Origin of the sequence: Paucihalobacter sp. (assembly GCF_036825875.1) — a bacterium.
Lineage (GTDB): Bacteria > Bacteroidota > Bacteroidia > Flavobacteriales > Flavobacteriaceae > Paucihalobacter.
The window spans coordinates 1-7,358 of the sequence record NZ_DAISXK010000073.1; the positions used below are offsets into that span (position 1 = coordinate 1).

Below are 7,358 nucleotides of genomic sequence, written 5' to 3' on the forward strand. Positions count from 1 at the left end.
TAGCGCACTTGATTACGGCTCAAGAGGTTACTGGTTTGAATCCAGTCGAGGTCACCAATAAATAGTTCAAATAAAAAAACGCCAAGCTTGCTTGAGCGTTTTTTTATTTGAACTATTTTCAAAGCGTAGCTTTGTCAGGATGAGCGAGGCAAATCCTATTCGTGATTGTAATTATAACAACTTAATAATAATGGCCAAGCTTGCTTGAGCGTTTTTTTTGTTTATATCTTTTACAAACTAATTAGACGCGATGTATTGCAATCCTGAATGATACGATTTGCACAAATAATTACAAAGTTTTTAATAGCAAAACATACTTAAGTCTTTTTTGCTAAGCCCCAAATTTCATCGAAAAAAATAAGACCCGTTACAAAAATTATTTCCCATGACAAAATAATAAAATCTTAACAATCAATTAATTGAATTCTTAGCTTGCACTTTGGCTATATTTTCTGCATCAACATTCCAATCAAAGGATTTTTGAATCTCTTTAACAAATATTTTCTTAAAAAAAAACTTAGATGGTCGCTCTAAGTATAATTTTACCCTGTCTCCAAAAAATACAAGTAATGTTTAACCTATTAAAACTATTGACATTATGGAAGCTACACTTAACTACCCATTTAAAAGACAGTCTGAAAACCATTTAGATTGGCTACTTAATATCATTAAATCTGAAAAGTATTTTGAAGCAGATAGCTATATAATTCCAACTTTACCTGTGGAAAAATTTGCTAGCTAAAAGAATTTAATTTCTATTATAAACTGAGCATCCAGCTGCGCTGCAACCGCTTAAAGTTTTTAAGTTCCCTACGCAAAATGGGAATAAAATCTTTACCATCACTATGGCTGCGTTCAAGGCGTCTGCAGTTCCTGTAGAGGGTCTGTGTTAACCGATTTAAGGCGTGGATGTGTTTGTGTTTGTTATCCGTATGCCGCTCTTGTTCTGCTTTTAGAATTTCCGGCACTAAGGATTCTGATTGTTGGATAATATCTCCTGAAAAATAAATATTATTATCTTCGGAGCCGTCAGGCTTCAATCCGCATAAATCTTGATGTAAATAAGAGGCTATACTGCGTGACAATACAAATATCTCTTCCGCTTTGTGGTAGATAGGTAGGTCGGCCAGATGTTTTGGGATATGATAAGCCATTACGATAACAATTTTCATCAAAATTAAGCACAAGATTCTATTTCTAACTTTAGATATTAAAGTAAATTAATATATTTACATCAAATATTAAGGTTGTAATGTTAAAAATTCACCTAAATTAATGGACGCAATTAATCAACATATTTTAAAATGCCTGCAAAGTAATGCTAGACAGACTAATGCAGCGATCGGTAGGCAAGTTGGTATTAGTTCGCCAGCTGTGGCGGAGAGGATAAAAAAAATGGAAGATGCAGGTGTTATATTGGCCTACCAAACGGCTGTATCACCTTTTGAAGTTGGTTACCAACTAAAGGCCATCATTACTTTGCGTGCTTTTATGGGTATGCTAAAACCATTCCTTGAAAAAGTAAAGACATACAATGAGGTCATCAATTGTTATCGGATCACCGGCAATGAAAATATTGTGATGGAAGTGGTGTTAAAAAATCAAAAGCATCTAGAAACATTTATCGATCAATTGATTGTTTATGGCGAAAGTAAAACACAAATTGTATTGTCGCAGGTGGTGAAAAATAATGAAATAAAACCAGTGAGATAGTCTCTTGTAATTATAGTTTTTAAGGTATTCAGCTATATTATTTAATAAATTAAGATGACGTTTCATCTATAGCTAATTTTTGTTCTTCGAAAAGGTTTTTAAAATTATTTCATTCAAGTCAAAGCCCTATCAAAGCCCTATCAAAGGCATGGATAATGCATGAGATAGTGACAGAATATATTTAAACTATAAAAGGTAATTTAAAAATAGCAGTAACCAATAGACCATAGATAACATTAAATGGACTCTAACAGTCAATGTGCTAATTAATGTAAGCCAAACCGATTTTTAAATCAGCTGTTTCGTTTTTACACTTTTTATTTGTTATACCTTTTACGTTGTAGCCGGCACAACTATTACAATTTAATATGCGCTGCAATCATTTTAGCATGAACTCTAGAATTTTCTATAAACCATTTATGGGTTTCGAAACCACCACAAATAACACCTGCCAGATAGAGTCCTTTTACATTGGTTTCCATAGTGTCTGGATTGTAGGTTGGAATTTTTAAAGCATCATTAGAGGTTGTAACTCCCAAACTTTCTAAGAATTTAAAATTGGGTAAGTAACCTGTTAACGCCACCACAAAATCGTTAGCAATGGTTTGCGAGCCTTCAGGTGAAGCGAAGGTTACAGTTGTTTCTGTTATTTCGGTGATATTTGCGTCAAAAAAAGCTTTTATACTACCTTCTTTAATGCGGTTGATAATATCAGGTCGAACCCAATATTTAACGCGTTCGCCAATTTGTTCACTTCTAACTATCATGGTTACGTGACCACCTTTGCGCCAAATTTCTAAAGCAGCATCTACAGCTGAATTACTGGCGCCTACCACCACCACATTTTGCATCACATACGGATGTGCTTCATTGTAATAGTGTTTGACCTTAGGTAAGTCTTCGCCTTGAACGTCAAGCAGTTTTGGGATATCATAAAAACCACTAGCAATAATTACTTTTTTTGAAGTGTACTCATATTTATCTGTTTTCACCACAAAATTTTCTTCTATTTTTTCAATCTGCTGAACGGTTTCATATAAATTAACGTTTAGGGAATTCGAAGTTACCACGCGTCGATAGTACTCTAAAGCTTCATCGCGATTGGGTTTGGGGTTATTACTGATAAATGGAATGTTATCTAGCTCTAATTTTTCCGAAGTAGAAAAAAAAGTCATGTTGCGCGGATAGTTATAAATAGAATTTGTTAGCGCGCCTTTTTCTATAACCACGTAATTCCAATTCTTCTTTTTGCATTCTAAGGCGCAGGCTATGCCAATAGGTCCGCCGCCAACAATAATGATATCTTTTTGCATTACAAATTTTTATGTATCGTAGAGTGTTTTTTCAAAATGAACAATAAAAACACACTAATTCCAGCTAAACTAGCCATTACAACCCAAGTAAAATCAAAACCCATCCAATTTACCATCTGCAATCCCAGATTGTGACCAAACACATGCGATATGGAAAAGGCTATGGTGTAAAATGCCATATATTGGCCTTGTTTACCGCGTCTGGATTGTTTCATAGCATAGGCGTTGGAAAACGGAAACGCAATCATTTCACCTAAAGTCATTAGCAAAATGCCGAGAATAATAATGCCAATCCAACTGCTAAACAACAAAACTACAAAACTTAATCCTGTTAATAAAGAACCGAAAAGCATTAGTCCACTAATGCTATATTTAGAGTTTTCGAGCCATTTGATGAGTGGCATTTCGAAAACAAAAATTAAAAACCCATTGAACCCCAAAAGTAGTCCTATTTCTAATTCAGAAAGTGAAATTACTTCTTTATAAAAAAGTGGCATTGTTGAAAAATATTGCAAAAACACAACCCCAAATAAGGCCATGGCACCTAAGAAAATAAAATAAGATTTATCGCTGAATACTGACATTGGATTTTCCACAACTTGGGTATCTATAGGTTTCGCTTTTTTAGGATTAAGCACCAAAAAAAGGACACCAGTCGCCAATATACAGGTAATGCCATCTACCCAAAATAATCCTACATAACTAATGGTGGTAATAATAAGTCCCCCAACTGCAGGACCAGCCGAAAAGCCTAAATTAATTGCCAGCCTTATTAAGGTTACCGACCGCGTTTTGTTTTCTGGTTTGCTATAGACGCTTAAGGCTACAAACATGGCGGGTCTAAACATATCTGCCACCAGCATTACCACAAAAATTCCTATACAAAATCCAGCAAAACTGTCAATGAATTGTAAGGCAATAAATAAGATTCCAGTGCTAAAAAGACTAAAAACCATTACTTTGTAATAACCAATTTCATCAGTAAGTTTGCCTCCTAAATAAGAGCCTACGATTGAACCTAACCCGAAACAGGTCATGATCCAGCCCACGTCTTTAAGGGTGAAATCTAAACTGGTGGTGAGGTACAAACTTAAAAACGGAATCACCATAGTACCAGCGCGATTGATAAAAGTAATAAGCGCTAGCCACCAAACCTCTTTTGAAAGGCCGCCAAATGTATTAATGTAATTTTTAAATAGGACTTTCATGAGGTTGAAAAAAACAAATTTGATTGTACGGTACTAAAAAAGTCCAGACTTAATGCTGGACTTAGGATATAATTTATGATATCAACTCTTTCAGTTCAGCTTAAAACAATAGGCCTCCAATATGGAGGTATTGCATTTTTGCGTTATAGAAAAGCTGTTCGAATACATGTTTTAATTTTGAATCAAAGCTATGTAAAATATTTGTATGTTGTATTTTTGAATTGAAAATTTAATAGTAATGCGAAATGTTCAAATTTTATTATTAATTGTCGTGGTTTTACTAAGTTGTGAACCTAAGAAACAACCCATTCTGGGCGATACAGAATGGCAGCGTCAGCAAAATGCCGACTTTAAAGATGCCTCAAAATCTCCACTTACGAACAAGGACCGAAAATCGTTTAGATCATTGGACTTTTTTCCTTTTGATAGCACTTATATTGTTTCGGCGAAACTTAAGGTAACACCAGACACGCCTTTCTTTAAAATGAAAACCACCACCGATAGACTTTCTGAAGAGCGTGTTTATGGCATTGTAAGTTTCACTTTAAACGGACAATCATATCAGCTTAATGTCTATCAAGGCAAGGAAAACTTGGAAGATCCTGAATATATCGATTATTTATTTCTGCCATTTTTTGATGACACCAATGGTAACGAATCTTACGGTGGTGGAAGATACATCGATTTGAGAATTCCAGAATCAGATAGTATTCTTATCGATTTCAACAAGGCTTATAATCCATTGTGTGTTTATAATGTTAAGTATTCTTGTCCGATAGTGCCAAGAGTCAATTATCTAGATTCAGATGTGAAAGCTGGTATGAAAAATTACATTAAAAAGTAATTATTTCACCAAGAAAAAACCAAGAAATACAGCAATTATCCCAAGTATAATACTGCCTAAAGTATAGATTAGAAAGCTACTGATGTCGACCGATTTTAAGAAGCTGTAATTTTCAAAAGCAAAGGCCGAAAAAGTTGTAAAGCCACCACAAAACCCTGTAACAAGTAACAAAGTTTGATTATTTGATAGCAGGTTGTTGCGCGATGCCAAACCAATTAAAATCCCGATAAGCAAACTGCCTATAAGATTGACTGTAAAGGTGCCAAACGGTAAATTATAAGAATTATTATTGAGCCATTTCGACATCAAAAAACGCAGTGCGCTTCCAATGCCTCCACCTAAAAAAACCAGTAAGACTTGTTTCATTCTTCGATGTTATGATTGGGGTAAATATAATCATTTAATAAATTTATTTCTTTCAGTAAAAAATATTACGGAATAATCATTGGCCATGAAATCTTTGCGATATGGTAATAAGAGCAATCGCAGAAAAAAAATGTAACTTTGTTAGACTAATTAAAAACTAACTTTTATGAAATTAAAACATGCAATTTTGGCAGTTGCCTTGGCCTTTTTCGCTCTGGCTTGCAAAAATGAATCAACTGAAGTTCCAGTAGCTTCAAATGAAACCGAAAACACTTCAACTTTTGATTATAATGTTGAACAATTTGCCGACATCAGAGTTTTGCGTTATCAAATACCAGGTTGGGAAAATCTGAGTCTTGACCAGCAAAAACTCGTGTATTATTTAACCGAAGCTGGTTTAGCAGGACGCGATATGATGTGGGATCAAAACTACCGACATAATTTAAAAATAAGAAAAGCCTTAGAGTGGATATATACCAATTATGTAGGCGATAAAACAACTGACGACTGGATAGCCTTTGAAGTCTATTTAAAGCGTGTTTGGTTTAGCAATGGCATTCATCACCATTATTCAAGCGATAAGCTGAAACCAGAATTTTCGGAAGATTATTTAAAGGAATTATTAGCTGCAACAAACGCTAATTTGGAAGGTGAAGCTTTCGAGGTTATTTTCAATGCTAAAGATGCTAAGAAGGTAAACCAATCGAAAGATGTTGACAACGTTGCTCTTTCCGCTGTTAATTTTTATGGTCCGAATGTTACCAATGCCGATGTAGAATCTTTCTACGCTAAAATGAAATCACCCGATCCAACCAAGCCTCTATCTTTTGGACTAAATTCTCAACTAGTAAGGGAAAATGGTGTTTTAAGAGAACGCGTATACAAGTCAGGTGGACTCTACGGTTCGGCTATTGACGAAGTAGTAAAGTGGCTTGAACTTGCCAAAAGTGTTGCCGAGAATAAGGCCCAAGGCGACGCACTTGGTTTATTAATAGAATATTATAAAACAGGAGATTTGCAAATTTGGGATGATTACAATGTGGCTTGGACTGCTGCCACCGATGGCGATATAGATTACATAAATAGCTTTATTGAGGTTTATAACGATCCGGTTGGCTACAGAGGCTCTTATGAAAGTATTGTTCAGATTAATGATTTTGACATGTCGGCAAAAATGGCTGTGCTTTCGGAAAATGCACAATGGTTTGAAGATAATTCGCCTTTAATGGACGAACATAAAAAGAAAAACGTTGTCGGCGTTTCCTATAAAGTAGTGAATGTTGCAGGTGAAGCTGGCGATGCCTCACCAGTTACACCCATTGGTGTAAATCTTCCCAATGCCAATTGGATACGCGCGGCTGTTGGGAGTAAATCGGTCTCTTTAGGAAACATTATTGAAGCCCACAACAATGCCGGTAGTACCGGAAGATTGAAGGAATTTGTGCATGACGAAGAAGAATTTCAGTTAGAAGAAGAATACGGACAAATTAGTAGTAAGCTACACACAGCCTTACATGAAGTGATTGGTCATGCTTCCGGTCAATTAAACCCTGGTGTTGGTGAAACTAAAGAAACATTAAAAAACTATGCCTCAACTTTAGAAGAAGGTAGAGCCGATTTGGTAGGATTGTATTATTCGTACCAACCAAAACTACAAGAATTGGGATTGGTTGACGATTGGAAGAAAAATGGAATGGCCGCATACGATAGTTATATCCGAAACGGACTGATGTTGCAGTTAATACGTCTTAATTTAGGCGATGATGTTGAACAAGCACATATGCGTAACCGTCAGTGGGTGAGTGCTTGGGTTTACGAGAAAGGCATGGCCAACAATGTTATAGAAAAAGTAAGCAGAGATGGAAAAACCTATTTTAATATCAACGATTACGAAAAACTACGCGATTTGTTTGG

Annotated in this window: 8 protein-coding genes; 4 read left to right on the forward strand and 4 right to left on the reverse strand. The window is 35.4% G+C overall.

All coding sequences use genetic code 11. The annotated features are described in order from the left end of the window. Positions 1 to 598: 598 nt before the first annotated feature. Entirely contained in the window at positions 599 to 742 is a 144-nt protein-coding gene (locus V7Z48_RS13180) for a hypothetical protein (RefSeq protein WP_334114068.1), read from the forward strand. Positions 743 to 758: 16 nt separating this feature from the next. Here the strand turns inward: V7Z48_RS13180 and V7Z48_RS13185 are convergent, their stop codons facing one another. Next, positions 759 to 1,085, reverse strand: a complete 327-nt coding sequence (locus V7Z48_RS13185) for a hypothetical protein (RefSeq protein WP_334114069.1) — start codon at positions 1,083 to 1,085, stop codon at positions 759 to 761. Between the two features lie 190 nt (positions 1,086 to 1,275). Between V7Z48_RS13185 and V7Z48_RS13190 the strand changes: the two genes are divergently transcribed. After that, entirely contained in the window at positions 1,276 to 1,713 is a 438-nt protein-coding gene (locus V7Z48_RS13190) for an Lrp/AsnC family transcriptional regulator (protein WP_334114070.1), read from the forward strand. Positions 1,714 to 2,069: 356 nt separating this feature from the next. Here V7Z48_RS13190 and V7Z48_RS13195 read toward each other — a convergent pair whose 3' ends face one another. Continuing rightward, positions 2,070 to 3,026: a YpdA family putative bacillithiol disulfide reductase gene (locus tag V7Z48_RS13195; protein WP_334114072.1), complete on the reverse strand. Its 957-nt coding sequence runs from the start codon at positions 3,024 to 3,026 to the stop codon at positions 2,070 to 2,072. After that, positions 3,026 to 4,234, reverse strand: coding sequence for an MFS transporter (locus V7Z48_RS13200; protein WP_334114073.1), 1,209 nt, complete (start codon positions 4,232 to 4,234; stop codon positions 3,026 to 3,028). Before V7Z48_RS13200 ends, V7Z48_RS13195 begins: the two co-directional genes overlap by 1 nt. Before the next feature lie 238 nt (positions 4,235 to 4,472). Between V7Z48_RS13200 and V7Z48_RS13205 the strand changes: the two genes are divergently transcribed. Next, the gene (locus V7Z48_RS13205; RefSeq protein ID WP_334114074.1) at positions 4,473 to 5,078 is read left to right on the forward strand and encodes a DUF1684 domain-containing protein; all 606 of its coding nucleotides are present in this window, start codon (positions 4,473 to 4,475) and stop codon (positions 5,076 to 5,078) included. On the opposite strand, the gene crcB is transcribed toward V7Z48_RS13205, so the two are convergent. Continuing rightward, a complete protein-coding gene (gene crcB, locus V7Z48_RS13210; protein ID WP_334114076.1) occupies positions 5,079 to 5,444 on the reverse strand; it encodes a fluoride efflux transporter CrcB in 366 nt (121 codons plus the stop codon). A 166-nt stretch (positions 5,445 to 5,610) separates the two neighbouring features. On the opposite strand from crcB, the gene V7Z48_RS13215 reads away from it, so the two are divergent. Continuing rightward, a partial coding sequence (locus V7Z48_RS13215) for a dipeptidyl-peptidase 3 family protein (protein WP_334114077.1) occupies positions 5,611 to 7,358 on the forward strand: 1,748 nt, incomplete at its 3' end.

What these genes read in the sequence shown, in the direction of transcription:
- crcB (WP_334114076.1), bottom strand. Translation starts at nt 5,444, where the DNA reads ATGAAACAAGTCTTACTGGTTTTTTTAGGTGGAGGCATTGGAAGCGCA.
- V7Z48_RS13200 (WP_334114073.1), bottom strand. Translation starts at nt 4,234, where the DNA reads ATGAAAGTCCTATTTAAAAATTACATTAATACATTTGGCGGCCTTTCA.
- V7Z48_RS13205 (WP_334114074.1), top strand. Translation starts at nt 4,473, where the DNA reads ATGCGAAATGTTCAAATTTTATTATTAATTGTCGTGGTTTTACTAAGT.
- V7Z48_RS13195 (WP_334114072.1), bottom strand. Translation starts at nt 3,026, where the DNA reads ATGCAAAAAGATATCATTATTGTTGGCGGCGGACCTATTGGCATAGCC.
- V7Z48_RS13190 (WP_334114070.1), top strand. Translation starts at nt 1,276, where the DNA reads ATGGACGCAATTAATCAACATATTTTAAAATGCCTGCAAAGTAATGCT.
- V7Z48_RS13180 (WP_334114068.1), top strand. Translation starts at nt 599, where the DNA reads ATGGAAGCTACACTTAACTACCCATTTAAAAGACAGTCTGAAAACCAT.